General features: G+C 49.0%; 18 protein-coding genes and 4 pseudogenes. 7 read left to right on the plus strand and 15 right to left on the minus strand.

The window, feature by feature from the left end; all coding sequences use genetic code 11:
- Positions 1-65: 65 nt before the first annotated feature.
- The 3 genes and pseudogenes from IG609_RS12890 to IG609_RS12900 form a co-directional block, all read right to left on the minus strand.
- Positions 66-182 (minus strand): annotated as a pseudogene (locus tag IG609_RS12890) (conjugal transfer protein TraD); the annotation flags it as partial.
- Positions 179-454, minus strand: a pseudogene (locus IG609_RS12895) (hypothetical protein). The pseudogenes IG609_RS12890 and IG609_RS12895, both read right to left, overlap by 4 nt.
- A gap of 259 nt (positions 455-713) precedes the next feature.
- Positions 714-1,235, minus strand: a complete 522-nt coding sequence (locus IG609_RS12900; protein ID WP_193399953.1) for a GNAT family N-acetyltransferase — start codon at positions 1,233-1,235, stop codon at positions 714-716.
- A gap of 439 nt (positions 1,236-1,674) precedes the next feature.
- Here IG609_RS12900 and IG609_RS12905 point away from each other — a divergent pair, with 439 nt between their 5' ends.
- Complete coding sequence (locus IG609_RS12905; protein WP_193398875.1) at positions 1,675-2,070, plus strand: ISAs1 family transposase; 396 nt, start codon at positions 1,675-1,677, stop codon at positions 2,068-2,070.
- Between the two features lie 144 nt (positions 2,071-2,214).
- On the opposite strand, the gene IG609_RS12910 is transcribed toward IG609_RS12905, so the two are convergent.
- Together IG609_RS12910 and IG609_RS12915 are read right to left on the minus strand one after the other, a co-directional pair.
- Positions 2,215-3,303, minus strand: a complete 1,089-nt coding sequence (locus tag IG609_RS12910; protein WP_205562520.1) for an alpha/beta fold hydrolase — start codon at positions 3,301-3,303, stop codon at positions 2,215-2,217.
- Between the two features lie 117 nt (positions 3,304-3,420).
- On the minus strand, positions 3,421-4,044 hold the full coding sequence (locus tag IG609_RS12915; RefSeq protein WP_193398877.1) for an NADPH-dependent F420 reductase: 624 nt from the start codon (positions 4,042-4,044) through the stop codon (positions 3,421-3,423).
- Positions 4,045-4,142: 98 nt separating this feature from the next.
- Here IG609_RS12915 and IG609_RS12920 point away from each other — a divergent pair, with 98 nt between their 5' ends.
- From IG609_RS12920 to IG609_RS12935, 4 genes are all read left to right on the plus strand, one after another.
- Complete coding sequence (locus tag IG609_RS12920; RefSeq protein WP_193398878.1) at positions 4,143-5,066, plus strand: LysR family transcriptional regulator; 924 nt, start codon at positions 4,143-4,145, stop codon at positions 5,064-5,066.
- A gap of 12 nt (positions 5,067-5,078) precedes the next feature.
- Positions 5,079-5,999, plus strand: coding sequence for a LysR family transcriptional regulator (locus IG609_RS12925; RefSeq protein WP_193398880.1), 921 nt, complete (start codon positions 5,079-5,081; stop codon positions 5,997-5,999).
- Positions 6,000-6,124: 125 nt separating this feature from the next.
- Entirely contained in the window at positions 6,125-6,322 is a 198-nt protein-coding gene (locus tag IG609_RS12930; RefSeq protein WP_193400834.1) for a tautomerase family protein, read from the plus strand.
- Positions 6,323-6,540: 218 nt separating this feature from the next.
- Positions 6,541-6,894 carry a putative quinol monooxygenase gene (locus IG609_RS12935; RefSeq protein ID WP_193398882.1) on the plus strand — a complete coding sequence of 118 codons (354 nt, stop codon included), beginning with the start codon at positions 6,541-6,543 and terminating at the stop codon, positions 6,892-6,894.
- Between the two features lie 68 nt (positions 6,895-6,962).
- Here the strand turns inward: IG609_RS12935 and IG609_RS12940 are convergent.
- Positions 6,963-7,133 (minus strand): annotated as a pseudogene (locus tag IG609_RS12940) (transposase); the annotation flags it as partial.
- A gap of 539 nt (positions 7,134-7,672) precedes the next feature.
- On the opposite strand from IG609_RS12940, the gene IG609_RS12945 reads away from it, so the two are divergent.
- Positions 7,673-8,371, plus strand: a complete 699-nt coding sequence (locus tag IG609_RS12945) for a LamG domain-containing protein (RefSeq protein ID WP_226374252.1) — start codon at positions 7,673-7,675, stop codon at positions 8,369-8,371.
- Between the two features lie 212 nt (positions 8,372-8,583).
- Positions 8,584-9,427: pseudogene (locus IG609_RS12950) on the plus strand (IS5 family transposase).
- 212 nt (positions 9,428-9,639) lie between these two features.
- Here IG609_RS12950 and IG609_RS12955 read toward each other — a convergent pair.
- The 9 genes from IG609_RS12955 to IG609_RS12995 are packed head-to-tail and all read right to left on the minus strand — an operon-like array spanning position 9,640 to position 16,508.
- A complete protein-coding gene (locus tag IG609_RS12955) occupies positions 9,640-10,599 on the minus strand; it encodes a YbgA family protein (RefSeq protein WP_193399956.1) in 960 nt (319 codons plus the stop codon).
- Between the two features lie 13 nt (positions 10,600-10,612).
- On the minus strand, positions 10,613-11,140 hold the full coding sequence (locus IG609_RS12960; RefSeq protein ID WP_193398886.1) for a DUF3833 domain-containing protein: 528 nt from the start codon (positions 11,138-11,140) through the stop codon (positions 10,613-10,615).
- Complete coding sequence (locus IG609_RS12965) at positions 11,137-11,664, minus strand: hypothetical protein (RefSeq protein WP_193399957.1); 528 nt, start codon at positions 11,662-11,664, stop codon at positions 11,137-11,139. Before IG609_RS12965 ends, IG609_RS12960 begins: the two co-directional genes overlap by 4 nt.
- On the minus strand, positions 11,661-12,146 hold the full coding sequence (locus tag IG609_RS12970; protein ID WP_193399958.1) for a DUF2878 domain-containing protein: 486 nt from the start codon (positions 12,144-12,146) through the stop codon (positions 11,661-11,663). Before IG609_RS12970 ends, IG609_RS12965 begins: the two co-directional genes overlap by 4 nt.
- Positions 12,143-13,363: an SAM-dependent methyltransferase gene (locus IG609_RS12975; RefSeq protein WP_193400836.1), complete on the minus strand. Its 1,221-nt coding sequence runs from the start codon at positions 13,361-13,363 to the stop codon at positions 12,143-12,145. The genes IG609_RS12970 and IG609_RS12975 overlap by 4 nt, the downstream gene beginning before the upstream one ends.
- Entirely contained in the window at positions 13,360-14,097 is a 738-nt protein-coding gene (locus IG609_RS12980) for a DUF1365 domain-containing protein (protein WP_193398890.1), read from the minus strand. Before IG609_RS12980 ends, IG609_RS12975 begins: the two co-directional genes overlap by 4 nt.
- A 1-nt stretch (position 14,098) precedes the next feature.
- Positions 14,099-15,361 (minus strand): NAD(P)/FAD-dependent oxidoreductase, encoded by a 1,263-nt coding sequence (locus IG609_RS12985; RefSeq protein ID WP_193400838.1) that lies wholly within the window; start codon positions 15,359-15,361, stop codon positions 14,099-14,101.
- On the minus strand, positions 15,358-16,077 hold the full coding sequence (locus IG609_RS12990) for an SDR family NAD(P)-dependent oxidoreductase (protein WP_193400840.1): 720 nt from the start codon (positions 16,075-16,077) through the stop codon (positions 15,358-15,360). The genes IG609_RS12985 and IG609_RS12990 overlap by 4 nt, the downstream gene beginning before the upstream one ends.
- Positions 16,074-16,508 (minus strand): nuclear transport factor 2 family protein, encoded by a 435-nt coding sequence (locus IG609_RS12995; RefSeq protein WP_193400842.1) that lies wholly within the window; start codon positions 16,506-16,508, stop codon positions 16,074-16,076. The genes IG609_RS12990 and IG609_RS12995 overlap by 4 nt, the downstream gene beginning before the upstream one ends.
- Between the last annotated feature and the right edge of the window lie 34 nt (positions 16,509-16,542).

The raw sequence follows: 16,542 nt of genomic DNA on the forward strand, positions 1-16,542 counted from the left end.
CCTGTCTCCGTTGTTGGAGTGAACATATCAAAAATAGGCAATTACACAATTTAAATTACAGTCTCGAAAATAATTTTTTGACGAGTATTTTCTTTTTTGGTTTGTTGTTTCTTTTTAGCTTCCAAGAAGTATAGGCGTTCTTGTGCTGAAGCAATTTGTTGTTTGATATCTTTTCTGATCATTTGTGCTCTCCCAAATGTTTTTTCTTGCTGAAATAAGGGATGTCCGCATAATCATTACCATTACCATTACCATTACCATTACCAATTTGTTTCTTGATTGATTTTATTTTCATCTTGAACTGTTGTTTTATCAGGCGCTGCTTTGATTGTTCCCTAATATTGATTACTATTTTCTCTGTTTATAAATAGGCCTATTCCGTATTGGTATAGATACCATCATCTAAAAGTCGCTTGGCTTCCCAATCAATGACTTCATCATTATTTTTATACATTACACCTCTTTGTATTTTTTATATATTATCACTTACCATATTTTTGATGATTATCAATACAGAAAGATGTTTTTATTTAATGAAATAAAAAATCATAACCCAGATATTATCCACACATCACCAAATTAATATTAATACGGTTTCATACCATTCTACTTTTCACGTTTTAGTTTATTTAACTTAACCGCTCATATGTGATAGGCTACGTGGGGTAAGCGCTTAGATATAAGCGCTTAATTTATTAAAAAATAAATATATCTCACGCGTCTGGTAAATCCGTATCGCCATTACCCAATATTTTTTGCATGATAACAGTATCAACCCAACGTCCGTGTTTAAAACCAACAGACTTTAAGGTTCCTGTCAGTTCAAAACCAAGAGAACGATGTAAAGAAATAGAACCACGGTTTTCACTATTACCAATAACAGCAACTAACTGACGAAATCCAGACGCTTCTGCTTGGTTGATAGCTACGGTAAGCAATGCTTTCCCGATACCCTTCCCCAGTTGTTCAGGATCGATATAGATAGAATCTTCGAGTGTGAAACGATAGGCTGGGCGTGGTCGGTATGGCGCAAGATAACAATAGCCAACAACAATACCATCGACTAACGCAACAAGCCACGGCGTTCCAGCATCTTGAACTTTAGTAATCCGCTCTTTCATCTCTTCAATGGTAGGAGGGATCGTTTCAAACGTAGCGATACCATTCACAACGTGCCATGCATAGATTTTTTGAATATCAGGAATATGTTCAGAGCTGACTGGGATGATCTGCATAATATAACCTCTGATTTAATAAAATCAGAAAAGGATATCATAGGTATCTATGATTAATACTTCTCAAGCAAAGAATTTTTATTATGCATATTGCAATAATGCATACTTGGAAAAGTAAAATACTATTTCCTTATGCGTAGAAACTTCTATGGTAGCTCAATTCGTATGGTTAACCCCCCCCAAGATCGATATTTTTACCAAAGTCCTTAATCAACCCATTATTTATATATACCTTATATTTAGGAGTTCTTTTAATTCATAAAAATATCGTGTTGTACACAGATCTAGGCACCTTCGGAAGTGAAACGATAGATCGGCATGGTCGATTAAGCATCAGGATATGACCCAGGGTGGGATCCCACTTTACTTATTGAAATAGAGAACTTATTTCGATTTTACTGATCTGAGCTTTATCTCCACTAACACCCAGTGAAAGACAATGACTATCTTTAATAGTATCAATGAAATACCCGACCCACGCTGCGAAACGAATAAAAAGCATGAGTTGATGGACGTCATTTTCCTCACCTTTACCGCCGTGCTAAGCGGTGCATCGGGATGGAAAGCCATACAGCAATTCGGTGAGTGCCAACTCCCGTGGCTGAGACAGCATTCTCCTTTTGCTAATGGCATTCCAAAACGTCACTGTATCGCCAATATTATCAAGGCATTAGATAGCCAGTCCCTGATGTCAGCACTGTTAAGCTGGATTAATGAACGTCGCAGCAGTAATGGCAGAAAACAGATAGCGATTGACGGTAAAACGCTTCACGGAAGGGGCAGCGCATATGGCGCTGTTCAATCGAGTGGCATTGAGTGTCCTGAAACAGCATGAAGGAAAAAAAGATAGCATAGCGGGCAAACGACAATGTGCCGGATGGTCAGGAGATTTTCGTAGCGAGGTTATCTTTGGTTAATTCATCAACAAAGTGGAATCCCCCCCTGTCGTTGCGACAAGCCCCCTCATTAATCCTATTCCTCATGGGTGGTTATCAGAATAACCATTCCTTTTATTTTTGAGTTTGTTATCGCTCTCAGTTGTGTGCAAATTGCCATCCGTTTTCCCGATCAGAAACGATTTAAGTTCAGACGTAAACTTGAACGGGTTTTTGAACATCAAAAAGTGATCGCCTTGCTCTGCGCGGGTAAAAATAAATAATCTGGCGTTTGGAATGACCGACTGCATCCAGCGCTGGCTTTCAATATAGGGACTGTACTCACCGGTAAATATTGCCGTTGGAATATCTATCTTGTGTTCAATAACATCCCGCCAGTCATTGGTAAGATGATCAAAGAGAACCCGTTCGAGGTCCTGTGGTTTGTTATGAATTACCTGACGGGAAAAATTCTCAGAGCTGGCAAACCAAGGTGAGTCCATTAACTGTACCCGTTCGAATGCATTGAGGTCGGAAACAAGCTTATTAGGTGTTTTCATGCCACGAAATGCTTCGATCATTGCTTCGGGTGAAGTCACACTTCCGCCCGCTTCCAGGCGCTCCTGTTCTGTCCAGTTTTGATGACTGTAAATAGAGGGGGATTCATCCACAAATGCAATTCGTTCTATGCCAGAAGTCCCAAACAAATCGATATAACTCCACAAAACCGATGCTCCCATGGACCATCCACTAAAACTGGCTTTAGTAATACCTGCATGTTGCGTCATTTCCCGGAGATCCATGGCAAAACGAGATATACGACTTCCGTAGGATACGGATTCAGATAGCCCCTGGTTTCTGGGATCCAGTACATAAACATGAAAATCTTGACTTAACAGGTACATTACATAGATATACTCTGCTCCATTAGCGGCCCAACCGGGTACAAACACCAGAGGCTGCCCTTTCCCAGCTTCCCAGTAACGAAGTTTGACGCCATCGCTGGTGGTAAACGTGTTTATCTGTAAGCCCTTGAATTCGGACAGCTTGGATGGCATACCCTCAGGCGGAGCGGAAAAAATAACGTCCTGACCAATGACATCAACGGCAGAAGCGGCAAATACGGCATGAGATGTAATAGTCATAAGAAGAGTGAAAACCCCTTGGACAACATGCTTTTTAAAATTTTTCAAAACAATATCCGGATAAATTGTATGTGCAGGTGAACCCGTCTGAAACAGTTCAGGAATCGAACGGGCTCCAATAAAAAATTATCCGACCGAGGGTAGCCGGATAATTGTTCAGAATATTTAGGCTTTCACCCAAGCAGGAGCGACCACCGGCCCCTGACCCAGGAAATAGCCAAACTGGATATTCATAGCGCCAATAGGTTCAAGGTAACGACTGTTCTTGAGTGGACCCGCATATACCGGCTCCAGATTAACGGATGTCGCCAGTTTGGCTACCTGCTCACGTGCCAGCTCATTATCCCCGGCTATAAATACCTGTAATTTATTGCTCTGGCGTGATTCTTCCGAGAGCAACTGAGCAAAAAGCGTATTGAACGCTTTCACAACATTAGCCCCCGGAATCAGTTTCTGAATTTCTTCTGCCGCTGAGGTCTCATGACCAATAACCAGCTCACTGAAATCAGCACTCACCGGATTAGAAATATCGACCAGCACTTTGCCTGCCAGATCGCCAGCGGCTGAAAAGACATCAGTTGCAGCAGGGTAAGGGGTGGCAAGAATAACAATGTCTGCAACGGAGATCGCAGCGGCAATCCCGCCTCCCTGAACAGAAGCACCTATTTTGTTGGCCAGTTCAGCGGCTTTAGCCGGGTCTCGGTGCCCGATAAAAACGTCATGCTTACCAGAAAAAAGAGCTGCAAGCCCTGCCCCCATATTGCCAGTACCAATGATTCCAATTTTCATGTTTCGTTCCTCACGATGATTAACGAAACCAGTCTATTGTTATGTCATAGTATGATAAATTGCTTTAATGATTGGATATTATAACCGGATTGTTTCTAATGGACAGATTGACCAGTATGGCTATCTATGTCAAAGCAGTTGAGCTGGGTTCCTTCGCTGCCGCAGCGGATGTGCTGAATTTGTCCGCGCAACTCGTTGGTAAACATATTGCAGCGCTTGAGCACCATCTTGGGGTACGGTTAATCAGCAGAACCACTCGCCAGCACAGCCTGACCGAGGCAGGTCATCATTTTTACGAGCGTGCAAAAATTATTCTTGCCGAGGTGGAAATCGCCGAATCGTTTGCCGAGGAGGTGAGGGCTGTTCCGCGTGGCAGACTTAAAATCAATGCACCCGTGACCTTTGGCATCAATGCGCTTGCTCCCCTTTTGCCACTGTTTCTTGAACAACATCCGGAAGTATCGGTCGAAATGACGCTAACTAACCGCAAAGTGGACCTGATTGATGAAGGATACGATGCCGTTTTTCGTGTCGGAACACTGGCAGACAGTGCTTTGATGGCAAAATCTCTTGCTCCTTATCAATTGCTCCTTTGTGCAGCACCTGAATATCTGAAAAAATCACTTCCACTGAAAAAACCAGAAGACTTATTGCAGCATGAATGTCTAATTTTCACTCATACCACCCTCAGAACACAGTGGGAGTTTGATGGTCCAGAAGGCCACGTTTCACTGCCCGTTTCTGGACGCCTGCTTCTGGACAGCGGCGAGGCATTGATCAGCGCAGCCTTGTCTGGTTTTGGTATTGCAATGCAACCCACGGAACTGGTGTGGCCGCATATCTTGGCTGGCAGACTCGTTATTGTATTACCAGAATACAGCGTACCCTTAAGACCATTGCATGTGATGTATGCTCCGGACAGAAGGCTGACGCCCAAGCTCCGCAGCTTTCTTGATTTTTCGACCCGTCACTTCGGTACTGGTCCGGGGGTCTCACTCCCGACCACCCGCCGTGCGTTGTAGTGGAATTCCTGTATGCCAGCACCTTTCACCATTGATTCTCTCCGGGCCATTGTCCATTTTGTTACCGTGGCGGATGCACACAGTTTTACAGAAGCAGCCGATCATCTGGGAATGACCCGCTCAGCAATAGGTAAGAGCATTGTCCGACTGGAAGAACGCTTGGGTACTAAGCTTTTTCATCGTACAACACGAAAGATGACATTGACTACCGAGGGTGAAGCCTATCTTGCCAGTTGCAGAAGTGCGCTGGAAACAATGCAGGCCGCTGAGTCATCTCTACTCGCCAGACAGACAGAACCATCGGGCGTGGTCAGAATTGATATGCCTGCTGCATTTGGTAAAACAGTTATGATGCCGGTGCTGCTTAAAATCGCTGCGCAGTATCCCGAGATCCGACTGGTGCTGACATTTAATGACCGTATTATCGATCCACTGGATATGGGGTTTGACCTTGCTATTCGCTTTGGTCCTCTGAAAGACACGACTGATCTAGTTGCCCGCTCCCTGAATGCACAACATTTGCTCCTGTGTGCTTCACCAGAGTATCTGTCCCGCTATGGAACACCTCTTACCCTGGATGATTTGGATAAACATCGATGCGTTATGGCCTGGCGGGGAGGCTCGCCACTCAACTGGTTAGTTCGCGATCCGCAAGGACAAGATATACGTTTCAATCCGGTCCCATTTCATCAAATAAGTGACGGTGATGCCATGATAGCCGCAGGGGTTGCCGGAGCAGGCATTATACAGTTCCCTGAATCGCTACTGCGCCCCTATTTTGCTGATGCGAGACTTATTCCCGTTCTACCGGAACTTACACCGTCGCCTACAGATCTGAGCGTAATCTGGCCTCGTGCCCGGGCACTCATGCCCGGGGTTAGGTTTATTGTTGATGAGCTGATACGGCTGGCCGATATCAATGCATTTGCCTGATTAGGGAAAAAAATTCCCCACTGCGTCCTCCCTACATGGGTTTATCAATTGTTCACTCTGTACGACGATAGTTAACAGATTCTGCAACGCACTATCTGTTAACTATCCACAATGAGGGACATACCATGCCTGTAGTAAATATTCAGATGTTTGATGGCCGCGATGAGGCTAAACCTGCTATTGCCCGTGCGGTAACAGAAGCAATTGCCACACACGCCAATGTCGATCCACAATATGTTTATGTCATTTTTAATGATGTGAAAACCGAAAACTGGGCTATTTCTGGTGAAATTTTTTCGGAAACGATGAAAAAGTCAGGCTAAAGAGCATTTATAAAACTGCCGGACGTCCAGTACCGTGAACGAATTAATTACATGGTACTGGAAAAAATCGCTCTACACTTTTTAACATTGCTACATCTATTAAAATTGTTTTTTTGTGCACATTATCAATCGGATGTTCCATGCTGATTAATAAGCAGTATTAAATCAGTAAATATTAAATGAAATATTATTTACTATCCAGCCAGTAGGATTACGTAATGAAGAATGAAATTATTTGTGTATTCACTCTGTCTGTAAAAGAGGGGCAGTTTTCGAATTTCCGCAATCTGGTGTCGGAGATTGTAAATGAGACTGAGAAAGAGCGGGGAACACTGACTTATATGTACAGTGTCAGTGAGGACGAAAAAACAGCGCATATCATCGAAGGCTATAAGGCTGATGCACTGGTATCTCATGTAGATGTAACATTCGCTCCATTCGCTGAACGCTTTCTGTCGCATGTTAATGTGACTGGACTGACTGTATATGGTAAAACAGACGAGCATATCAGAAAAAGGCTAGATGCATTTGGAGCCGTTTACATGACCACGTTCGCCGGTTTTACTCGCTAACGCTTTCCGGACTAAGCACCATTCTCTATCCACTTCGCCTAAAAGACGAGTGTTAGTTACCTTCTCGATTTTAGGCGAGCCATCAACGACGCATCCATGCCGCCGAATTTAGCTCTCCATTTGTAAAAAGTCGCCGAACTCATGCCATGCTCACGGCATAGCTCAGGAACGGGCGTGCCGGCTTCGGCTTGTTTGAGGATCGCCATGATTTGGCTGTCTGTAAATTTTGATGTTTTCATGCGGAATCTCCTGCGTTTATAGTACGAGAAAATTCTACTTTTGACGCCTGTTAATTTAAGGGGGGATTACCGATCAAACGAATCATAAATTGAGGCTGCTGATTTTTTCTGTATGCTCTCATCCCTTCTGATTAACATATAACGATGTTAGTAATGTATTCATCTACATCATGAGGGCATGCTACGAACATTGCTTTTTACATACATTACATCCGTATCCTCTATAAGCATTATCTCATCACGTCAAAAAAAGGACTGGGAATCGCTACGAAATGTTTGGAGTGTCCATTCGAAATGGAACTTTATCTTTCGGAAAGACTCCGCTTATCATTGGTTAGATAATTTTTTCATAGATAAAGTTGTTTATGGTTCAGGAGAATACTTTTGCATGAAGAAAAATCAGCGAAATCATATATCCGTGCATGTGAAGAACGTTACAGTTTCATCCATCTCCAGGCAAACTTATAATACCTGTCGGTAATTTTTATTCAGAGAAAAATTAAGCATCATAATATTAATTCAAATAATTCGGAGGAATTATGAGTTTGATACCGAAATTTCCTTTTACCACTGTGTTTCTTTGTGCTGCGGAAATTTTTTCGGCAAGTGCTTCTGCTAATATTTCTATCAAGGATTTCACGCTATCAGGTGTGTCTCTCGAGCACAGTTCCTTCAAAGGTGAACCAGCATTCAAAATGACCATGCCAACTGATGCCATTCAGGATCCGAATAAGGAAAAGCTGGCTGACCGAAATTATATGGCTTGGTTACCGTTTGATTTTGGTGACGGTGTAATTGAGGTTGATATTGCCAGTAAGCTTGTGGATGAAGCGCCAACCTATGCCAGAGGTTTCATTGGCCTGACTTTTCGTATAAACAGCAAGGGACATTTTGAAAGTATCTACCTGCGTCCTACAAATAGCGTTGCTGAAGATCAGGTTCGGCGTAATCACAGTGTTCAGTATGTAGCTTATCCTGATTACAGATTTGACAAACTGAGGCAAGACTCCCCAGAAAAGTACGAAAGCTATGCTGAACTGGATATGGAACGCTGGATACACATGAAAATTGTTGTCAAAGGAGAAAAAGCTGAGCTTTATCTCGACGGAAAATCAGCGCCATCCCTTATAGTTACAGACTTGAAACTAGGTGCGAATCAGCGAGGTGGTGTTGGTGTATGGCTTGAGTCCGGTACAATGGCATTTTTTCGGAATTTAAAAATAACGCCAGCATCCTGAATCAGGTAAAGGTAATCAACTAACTCAAAAATTATGCAGTCCGCCTCGCCAGAAGAAGTAAATTACCTAGTCCATCATCGCACTACTTGACAATACCGAAACGATATTTCATCGTTTCGATATTTAACATCATGTTATCGTAGCTAGGCTGTGTCCCGTAACTATTTTTTGTACAATCAGGGACATGATTTCACGACAAAAAGTACTTCAATTTGGCTCGTTACGATTTTCCCGACGATGCATGGGCACTGATTTCTCCCATGCTGCCGCCTGAAGAGGCTCTTCCAAAGGCGAGCGTCCTTACTTTGCTCACAGACATGTCATGAATGGCATATTTTGGGTGCTTTGCTCTGGCGCCCCCTGGCGGGATTTACCTGAGCGTTATGGTCAATGTAAAACCATTTACAACCGCGTCAATCGGTGGTCTAAAGCCGGAGTAATGAACAGCATTTTCAATAAATTACTCCAGATTCCGGATGAAAAAGCGCTAATTGACTGGGATGTTATCGCGCTGGATGGCAGTAACGTTCGCGCGCTGAAAGCGGCTGCGGGTGTGAAAAAAAACATCCCGATGAATGCGAGGACCATGGGCTGTGTCGCTCTCGCGGCGGCTTTGGCACCAAAATCCATCTGGCGACGGATAGCACAGGATTACCACTGAGTTTTTGTCTGAGCGGTGGACAGGCCCACGAGAGCCGATATGCGGAAACCTTGCTTAACCGGATTGGGATTATCAGAAAAAGCGGGCACCTGAAATCGCGCCCAGGCGCGGTGCTGGCTGATAAAGGGTACTCAAGCCATTCACTACGTTATTATTTGAAAATAAAAGGAATAAAAGCTGTAATTCCATTCAAGTCGAATGAAAAAGCCAGCCGGGATAGGCGTCGAAAACTTGATATCCAGAAGTACAAAAAACGTAATGTCGTTGAACGCTGTTTTGCCCGGCTGAAGGAACATCGCCGAATTGCAACCCGCTCGGAAAAAACAGCCAGAAACTACCTGAGTATGCTTAAGCTGGGCGCTATCCGGTTATTTTTAAAGCGATTGTTAAGTTAAAGGACACAGCCTAATGTTCGGCGGATTGCTAAAATTCAGAACCCCTTAATGTGCCAGGATATTGTATCGCGCCACCAAAACATTTCTTTGATGAATATCCGCGGGAGATGTTCAGGGCAATGGAAACTCCCGTGATGATGCAGGGCTCCCATACGCGTATTCAGATTGAGTAACCTTTCGCCCATTTATCATGCCCTTTCCCTCTTTCTTCCTCAGTGAATCGGGAGGCGAAGACCCAAACTCTGCGGATAAGGGTCAAAGTAATTTTGAGTTAGCAGATAGCGGTCAGGGTATTCGGCCAAATAGTGCTTCAGCAGCGTAAGTGGGGCGAGGATGGGCAACAGTCCATCGCGATAGTGCAGGATCACCTCGCGCAGTTCACCACGCTGGCGGAGGGTCAACTGATTACGGAAATAACCCTGAATATGCATTAGCACGTTGGTGTGATTTTTCCGCGAAGCGGGTTTCTTCAGGATTGTCATCAGTTTTTCGCGATAGGCCACAAAGAAATCATCCAGGTTTTCCCATTCATGCAGCGACGCGACAAACGGCCCGATCTCACGGTAGCCCGCCTGGTGGTGTGCCAGCAGTTGAAGTTTATAGCGGCTGTGGAAGTCCAGCAGCGCACGCCGCGTGAGGCCGTTGGCACGCAGAGTGTTCAGCTCATGCAGGGCGAAAACACGCTCGACAAAGTTCTCCCGCAGCACCGGATCGTGCAGGCGACCATCTTCTTCAACCGGTAACCACGGGTATTTCTCCAGTAATGCAGCGGTAAAAAGACCAACTCCCTCTTTACGCCCGCGATTGCCTTTTTCGTCATACAGCCGCACGCGTTCCATACCGCAGCTCGGCGATTTGGCACAAACGATAAAGCCCGACAGTTGCCCCAAATGTGAGAGGTAAGTCTCAGCGAAGTCGGCCATTTTCTCCGTTACATCCTCGTGTGGGGCATGGCTGAAACGCATGCGAATGTCGCCTTCCGCCCTCTGTACCAGACGCAGAGCCGGACGGGGCACGGGCAGGCCGATGGACATCTCCGGGCAGACGGGTTTGAAGGTCACCCACTGCGCCAGTTCATCCATGACAAAGTTCATGCGTTTATGCCCGCCGTCAAACCGTACGGCCGAGCCGGTTAAACATCCGCTGATCCCAATGACGGGTTGAATGGTCATGGCACTCCCCTCTTTACTGCGTATTTCGGGTGAAGAAAAGCGTGACCGTCCCGACGGTGATCCCGAATTTCTTCATCTCTGTTTTATTAAAAAGATGCGTGCCATCCTGTAGGTACATCCAGTCGTCAAAGTGTAACAGCCAGGTACGGCCGTCAGCTTTAACGTTCATACTGTAACGCCAGTTAAAAGCATTGCCCGCAGCCTGACCTGTCGCCACATCTTCAATATCGCCCGCGGTGCCCTCGTAGCGATCGGCAGCGATGCGCCGGATATGCCACACGCGCTGTTGTTGCTCACCATCGTCATAGACGAAATGCTCGTTAAGCGTCAGCGTGTCGCCGATGACGTTACCGGTGATGTCGACGTGGAAACGACGCAACTGTTTACCGCTGCGATCCTGCACCATACCCCACGCTTCGGTTTTCCCCTGAAAATACTGGAAGATATCTAGCGACGGCTGTTGGTGTCGGTAGTCAGTAACCTCTGTGCTGCAGCCTGTCAGCATTACCAGCATCAGGCACAGTGTCAGAATACGTTTCATTTTTTACCTCCAATCAACTGCTGACGCAGTCCGGGATATTGCGTGCGAGGATCGAGCCAGATGGCCAGAAAACATGTACTGAAGGTTGCAGGCTGGCTCGGACCGAGCGGGACAAAACTTTTTTGTGATGCCAAGGCGCGATACCAAAATTGCCCTTGCTTACCGTTAAACACAAAGGCCAGTTGCGCCCCCGGTGTGACGTCGGGCCAGAGGGAATGCAGCATGCGCAGCCAGGATTCACTCTGCGGTTCACGCGCCAGAACGCCCTGCGCCTGCCACTGATCGCGAGTGGCCTCTACCAGCTCGTCGCGGTCGATATTGCGTTTGTAGGTAATAATCAACGCCAGATCCTGTTCTGGACCGTTATACCGGCCGTCCGGCGTGAGCAGTTGGGAGGTATAGACGGTGAACGGCCCCCAGGTTAGGGTTGCATCCCCCACTTTGCGCCAGCTTAACCAGTCGGCGGAATGGGCGACGGGCGTGATGGCCGTCAGCCACAGCAACATCAATAACGCGGTTCTCATTGTCGCTTCCCCATCAACATGTGGAAAAACAGCATCAGAATCAGCCAGCCCGACGCCATCCAACTGGCGACGATAATGTCAGGCTTCAGGAAGGTCATCGCGCCCAGACGTTCACCGATGATGTACGCCACTGGCCCGCCACAGGTCGCCAGCAGCGTCAGTAGCCACACAGGCAGCGTGGTCGTGCGGGTCAGTTCAGTCCAGATGGTAGCGAACATCAACCACAGCGCCACCATCCACAGCGGCAGCAGCGCGTCGCCGTCAAAGTCGATCAGCCCCGTCCACACCCAGAACGCATCAAGACCGCTCCCCGCCGCGGCGAGCAGGAGAGCGTAAAGACGGTGTGCAGGCGACAGCATCAGGCAGGCCAGTATCGCGAGAGCAAGCCACAAAAACAGGCCTCGTTCACGAAACAACACCACCAGCGTCCAGTAAAGATCGAACGCTATTGCCATCAGAAAGACCTGCACATAGCGCTTCATACGCGCTCCGCGGTCAGTTGCACCGCACTGATAGTACGTGCATTAAATCCGGCTTCGCAGTAGCCAAAGTAGTAGAGCCACATACGACGAAACCGGTCATCAAAACCGAGCTTTTCAATATCCTGCCAGGCGTGTACAAACCGCTGCCGCCACTGTGCCAGCGTGCGAGCGTAGTCAGGCCCCATGTCGAACAGATTGCGGACGACAAAATCGGTGTGTCGCGTCATCAGCTCACTCATCACCGTAATGCTTGGTAAAAAACCGCCGGGGAAGATGTAGCGCTGGATAAAATCGACGCTTTTGCTGTAGTCGCGGTAGCGCTGATCCTGAATGGTGATGGCCTGAATCACCATTTTTCCTCCCGGGCGCAAACGTGCCTGACAGGTGCGGAAAAAGGCTGGCAGGTAGCGTTGCCCTACCGCTTCTATCATCTCGACCGACACCAGCTTATCGAACTCGCCGGTCAGATCGCGGTAGTCACACAGCAGGACATGCACCCGATCCTGCAACCCCGCGCGGGCAATCCGCGCTTTCGCCCAGTCGTACTGCTCCTGCGACAGCGTGGTAGTGGTGACGCGGCAGCCGTAATGACGAGCGGCGAACTCCGCCATCGCCCCCCAACCGGTGCCGATTTCCAGCAGGTGATCGCTGGCCGTCAGCGTCAGTTGTTCACACAGACGGGTCATCTTTGCCCGCTGGGCCAGCGTAAGATCCTGCTCGTCGGCGGTGAACAGTGCACTGGAGTAGAGCATTTCCTCATCGAGAAAATGTGCGTAGAACTCATTGCCCAGATCGTAATGGGCAGCGATGTTTTCCCGCGCCTGCTGCCGATGGTTGCGCCGCGTCCAATGGCGAAGTCGCTCAATCGGCCTACCCAGCAGACGAAAGCCGCTTTCCATCTGCTCTAGCACTTTGCTGTTGAGCGCAAGAATCTGCAACAGCGGGGTAAGCTGATTCGTCTCCCACTCGCCGTCTATCCAGGCTTCAGCAGCGCCGAGGCTACCGCCTGTCAGCAAACGCCAGTACACGCTTGGAGCAAGGATCTGCACGTCGGCGCGCAGTGTGGCGGCAGCATCGCCAAAATGAAAAGTCTGCGCCCCTTCACGTACCGTGATCGCACCCTCGCGGATACCACTTAGCAAACGAAAGAGCAGCCAACGTGCGATACGAGCGTTGCGCGGGATGTCGGGTTCAAGCGCAAAGACGGGATCGGTCATGAGCGTTCACTCCTGCTGACGGGATGGTTGTACAGCGGCACACGCTTAAGCCATAGCCGCAGCGCCTGCCAATAAATAGCGAACACAGTTTTCAGCGTCATCAACGGTATACGCAGCAGAAGTGACGTCAGGTTTGCGCGCGTCAGTGGTTCACGGCGCAGCACCAACGTGGCATCGAATACTTTGGATTCCTGATGATTTTCGATATGCATATGCAGCGTTTTACCGGGGCTGTTGAAACGCCAGTGGTAAACCATGTCCATCGGGTTAAAGGGAGAGACGTGGAACGCCTTTTCCAACGGGCGGGCCTCCTGACCATCTACCGCATGACCATCGACCGCATAGTAATGTCGCTCGTTCCACGGGGTATTGCGCACCTCCGCCAGTATCCAGCGCAGGATGCCCATATGGTCATAGCAGTAGTAAAAATTGACCGGATTAAAGTGGAACCCGAAATAGCGCAACTGGGTCAGAAGCATAACCCGTCCATCAGGTCGCTCGCCGGTCAGGCTTTCAAGCCGGTCAAGGGCGTTCTCTTTGAGCGGCGTGCCGAGCGGATAGTCCGCATCGTGGAAAGCGGCAGCGGCAAATCGGTTACGGCGGATGCCTGCCGATGGCAGCATGTCGAGTTCATCCAGATCGAGCCAAGCCATAAACATGCTGTAGCGAAAATGGTGCACTTTCGGCTGGAGCCGCCGATGGCGTAAAACCCCCTGATACAGGCAACTGTTCATTTCAGTTCCCCTCTCCTGCGGCGGCGATCCCCTTCACCACATCGAGTGCGCTACGTACGCCGTCTTCATGAAAACCGTTGTACCAGTAAGCCCCGCAATACCAGCTCCGCTGACAGCCGTTAATCTCACTGCGCCGCGCCTGTGCGCGCCAGCTTTTGGGGTTAAACAGCGGGTGCTCATAGACAAAGCGCTTCCAGACATAGCGCTCGTCAATCGGTGTTTCCGGATTCAGGGTAACGCAGAACAGGGGGCTGCCCTCTGGCAACCCTTGTAAGATATTCATGTTATAGGTGACACAGGCACTATCCTGTTCACGCTCACTCAGGCGATAGTTCCAACTGGCCCAGGCGCGCTGGCGTACCGGCAGCCAGCTTGGGTCGCTGTGTAACACCACCTCGTTACGCTGCCAGCCGATATCCCCCAGCACCTCACGCTCGGCCGGCGTCGGCTCGTCAAGCATCGCCAATGCCTGCGCGGAGTGGCAGGCGAAAATCACCTGATCGAACGTATAGCTCGATCCCTCAAGCTGGATCTGAACGCCTCCGTCGTGGCGCATCACCTTCTGCACTGGCGCGTTAAGATGAAGGGTCAGGCGATCGCCCAGTTGTGCCAGCATAGCGCGAATGTACTCCCGCGAACCGCCGGGCACCACGTACCACTGCGGACGATGAGCGATATCCAGCAGACCGTGGTGCTCAAAGAAACGCAAAAACAGCGGTAGCGGGAAGCGGCGCATCTCCTGAAGCGACGACGACCAGATAGCGGCCCCCATCGGCAAAATGTAATGACGGGCGAAAAAACCACTAAAATGGTGCCGATCGAGGAAAGTCTGTAGCGTAGCGCTCTCGTCCACCTCACCCGCCAACGCTTCTTTTGCCAATCGATTAAAACGTACGATCGATTTCAGCAGCCCCCAGAATGTCGGATTGACAAGATTACGGCGCTGGGCAAACAGCGAAGCGACAGTATGGCCGTTATACTCCAGACCATTCTCTGGGTTGTGCACGGAGAAGCTCATTTGCGTTTTTTGCCCACGGATGCCCAACTCGCTGAGCAGGCCCATAAAACGCGGATAGGTGCGGTCGTTATAGACGATAAACCCGGTATCGATGGCATACATCCCCTGCGGAGTGGTGACATCAACCGTAGCGGTATGCCCACCTAACGTGGGTTCGGCCTCGAAAAGCGTAACCTGATGGTGTCCGGCCAGTCGCCAGGCACAAGTCAACCCGGCAATACCGCTGCCGATAATAGCAATGTTCATAAACGCACCATCCTGCGCAGCAACGCGCGTTGAAGAAAATTAGGCAGCCCTGCCAGCAGGCGCAAAATCAGGCTGAAACCTGTCGGGAATGCGATGTGATCTTTCCCTTTAGCCAGACCACGACGGATAGCCTCCACAGCGCTATCTACGCTCACCTGACCGGGCATGGAAAAATCATTTTGGCGGGTCAGTGGCGTGTCAACAAAGCCCGGCGAGACGACCGTGACGGCAATCCCTTTTGGCTCCCAATCCAGACGCAGGCTATTGGCAAACCAGGTCAGCGCCGCTTTCGATGCACCATAAGCCTCTGCCCGTGGGAAGTGCAGCCAGTGTGCCATGGAGCTGACCAGCACCACGCGGTTTCCCGAAACCAACTGCCCCTGTAGCGCAGCCAGACAGTTTACCGGCCCCAGAACATTGGTGGTCATCACCCGTTCCACCAGCGCGGCATCCACAACGCCATGATCCAGATATTCACAGGTTCCCGCACAGAGAATGACCAAATCGGCAGCGCAGTTGGACAGCGCCTGACGGCAGGCCTCAGGATCGGTCATATCGAACGACCTAACCGTAATGTTTGGGCTGTATTGGTGTAACGCCTCCAGACGCTCTGGATCTCGCCCGCAAGCGATGACGCGGTAACCGTCATCGGCCCAGGACTTTGCGAGCCCCTCGCCTATGCCAGAGCTTGCACCCGTGATGAGGACCGTTTTCATGAACGCACCCTCCTTTTCACACCGCGCACCGCCCAGCCCAGTAACGGCAGGTGTTCGTAGATCATCTCTCCGGCGTCGTAATAATCGCGCTGGCGAATAATCAGATCGTCCTGAATATCCACGATTGAGCATCCCTGTAGGGTAAGCGCCTCTCCCCCAGCAACTCGCGGGTGGGCCCAGTGCATAGTCCAGGTTACGGCAAAACAATGGCCGCTGCTGAGGGGGGAGTCAATGGAAAAGCGGCACTGCTCAATGTTAGCCAGCAGATGGGTGAAGTAACGCTGGATCGCAGCCAGCCCCTCATGTTCACCAAACGGGTCGATAAGTGAAGCATCCGGATGATAAATCGCAGCCAGCACCGATGGCTGCTGGGTATCCAGCTCGGCGTAGTAATCCACAAATCGGTTGATGACGGATGACAATGTGTTCATGAGTCTCACCTGAGCTTGGAACAACGTGGCGTAA

Source organism: Pectobacterium quasiaquaticum (assembly GCF_014946775.2).
GTDB classification, from domain to species: Bacteria; Pseudomonadota; Gammaproteobacteria; order Enterobacterales; family Enterobacteriaceae; genus Pectobacterium; species Pectobacterium aquaticum.